Consider the following 2,550-nt stretch of genomic DNA (forward strand, 5'->3'; position numbering starts at 1 on the left):
CATATCTTTCTTTCATCTTTTTCTCACTCCTTATTTTAAACTATTCTAACTATATCATAACTGTTCTAAAAAAAAAAGAACATTTGTTAAAAGAAATTAGAACAAAATGAGTGAAAAATTAGAACAAACAAATTCCTTATAAACCTTATCATCTCAACCTATATTAAGATTTTACCTAGTTGAATCTTCTTTTCTATATAAAGCGTCGGAGCATATCAGGGGGTTATCTAACGTAAATGCTACCCTTCGGCTCGCTTTCGCTCGGCATTGACGTCAGATACTGCACCCCCTGAACCCCCATGCTCCAACAGCAAAAAGGAAACTTTTTGCTGCTTTTCCGACGCTTATTCGCTTCGCTCATATTTATATAGAAAAGAAGTGAATGCGCAAAAGACATAATCGATTCACAAAAAATAGGTACACGAAAAACAAGTTAAGGGATGCATAAACTGCATCCCTTAACTTACTTATTAAATAATTTATAGCTATTGAAAAGAGATAAGAATTGTTCAAAGCTAATATTGTTTAAATCGTCAATTCCTGCATGTTTTAAGGAATTGTTAAATTGATTTTTTGTAAATATTTTCTTGTATTCTTTGTTAACCCATTTCATAACGAAATAATTATACTTCTGTTTATCTTTGTGTGATATTCTTGATTTTTTTCTATTTAATCTGATAAGTGAGCTATTCACTTTAGGTTTAGGATGAAAATATTCTCTTGGAACCATACTTAATATAGAAATATCAACTTCTGCCATTAAAAATAATGCCAATGAGCGTTTTGTATTTAATAATCTTTTAGCAAACCCGTATTCCACGATTAAATAAATCTCATCAGCTATACTATCAAAAACAATTTTGCGTATTATATCCGTACTTATGTTATAAGGTATATTACCAAATATTTTATAGGATTGGTTTTTAGGAAATTTAAACTGCAATATATCCTTGTTTAAAACTTGGAAATTATCGTGATCAACAAGTTTATTTTCTGTAGTTTTGCATAATTTATGGTCTATTTCAATGGCAGTTACGAAATTACACCTCTGTACTAATTCAAGGGTAAAATGCCCTTTTCCTGAGCCGATTTCAAAGATATTATCATGTTCATTTAATCTTATATTTGTCATTATTTTATCTATATTATGTTTTGAAGTAATAAAGTTTTGACTGTGTTTTATATTTTTCTCGTTCATTATAACCCTCTTTAATTTGGTTATAATGAATTTTGCTTATTAACGATTCATTATAACCACTTATTTTTTGTTTGGTTGATAATGAACTGTGCTGATTACAAAAATACTAAAAATGCCCATATTTTTTCCTCCTTATAAAATTAGTATAATTATAGCACGAGCTCTGATAAATATGAACATGATGAGTGATCGTTAAATTTATACTGCAATCTGATGCGATTATTGAATAAAAGATATGAGAGATTTATCTAGTTTCTTTTTTTACAAGAAAAAAGAAAGTTCTTAAAGGTTTTATACTTTTGGTCGTAGAGCACACGGTTTAACGACTTAATTACGAAGTAAATAAGTCTAGTGTGTTAGACTTTAATGTTTTTTTAAGGCATTAGTGCATTTAAGCGTCAGAGCATGGCTTTATGCCGAGAAAACTATTGGTTGGAATGGCGTGTGTGTTAGCCAAAGCTTTGGCGAGTTGGTTGGGGGTTTCATGGGATTAATCCCATGAAAGTACCAACTCAACAACACACTAACGCCTGTTGGTTCCAACCAATAGGAAATTGGAATAAGCAATTAGTATAATGAGAGTATAATGTTGGTATAACGTTAGTATAATGATGCTTTTTTTCATTATATTTTTTATGTACTTTAAACCTGCACGCTTATGTGAATTAGAAAAAGCTTAATCGCATTTCATAGATTGACCTCCCAATAACTACGTGGTGTTATTGGGAGGTCAATCTATTTCATTTGCGTTAAGCTTTTGATCTACATTAAGCGTGCAGGTTTTTTGTCTATTTGTAGACGATTTTATGTTATACTAGTCCTTGAAAGAATAATAATCAGATAATGCATTTTCTTGTTTTTCATTTGCCTCTTGCTCAAAGTTCCCAAATTCGAGTAAGAGGTATTTTTGTTTTTGGTCGTCGCCTCTCATTAGTAGTTCAGGGTTTAACATTAATACTCCAGTTTTTCTTTTTATAATATTTCCTTCTTCTAAGATTTTAAGTGTTGTTATTACTGTTTGTAGACTTGTTCCTGTAGCTTTTGCTATTTCTCTTGTTGTAGCTATCATTGTATTGTTACTTAAGTGGACATTATCTAGGATATAGTTAACGATTTTAAGTTTTTTTCCGCCAATCATATCTAACATACTTATTAATTGCACTATATATGCCTTTACGAAGTTACCAGACGTTTGTTTACGGTATAACTTGTCTACCTCTATGACTTCTCCACTTTCTTCGTCTATGAGCCTCTGAGAGCCTTTATAGACTGTTCCATATCTTTCTTTCATCTTTTTCTCACTCCTTATTTTAAACTATTCTAACTATATCATAACTGTTCTAAAAAAAAAA

The 2,550-nt window shown here is 30.5% G+C and carries 3 protein-coding genes; all 3 read right to left on the bottom strand.

Annotation, left to right across the window (positions count from 1 at the left end; all coding sequences use genetic code 11):
* Window positions 1–463: 463 nt before the first annotated feature.
* Complete coding sequence (gene erm(C) / locus RBI05_RS19175; RefSeq protein ID WP_001003263.1) at window positions 464–1,198, bottom strand: 23S rRNA (adenine(2058)-N(6))-methyltransferase Erm(C); 735 nt, start codon at window positions 1,196–1,198, stop codon at window positions 464–466.
* A gap of 60 nt (window positions 1,199–1,258) precedes the next feature.
* The gene (gene ermCL, locus RBI05_RS19180) at window positions 1,259–1,318 is read right to left on the bottom strand and encodes a 23S rRNA methylase leader peptide ErmCL (protein ID WP_002497446.1); all 60 of its coding nucleotides are present in this window, start codon (window positions 1,316–1,318) and stop codon (window positions 1,259–1,261) included.
* Window positions 1,319–2,012: 694 nt separating this feature from the next.
* A complete protein-coding gene (locus RBI05_RS19185) occupies window positions 2,013–2,489 on the bottom strand; it encodes a replication/maintenance protein RepL (RefSeq protein ID WP_000664727.1) in 477 nt (158 codons plus the stop codon).
* Between the last annotated feature and the right edge of the window lie 61 nt (window positions 2,490–2,550).

The sequence above is a fragment of the Paenibacillus glufosinatiresistens genome (genome assembly GCF_031470375.1).
Lineage (GTDB): Bacteria > Bacillota > Bacilli > Paenibacillales > Paenibacillaceae > Paenibacillus_AQ > Paenibacillus_AQ glufosinatiresistens.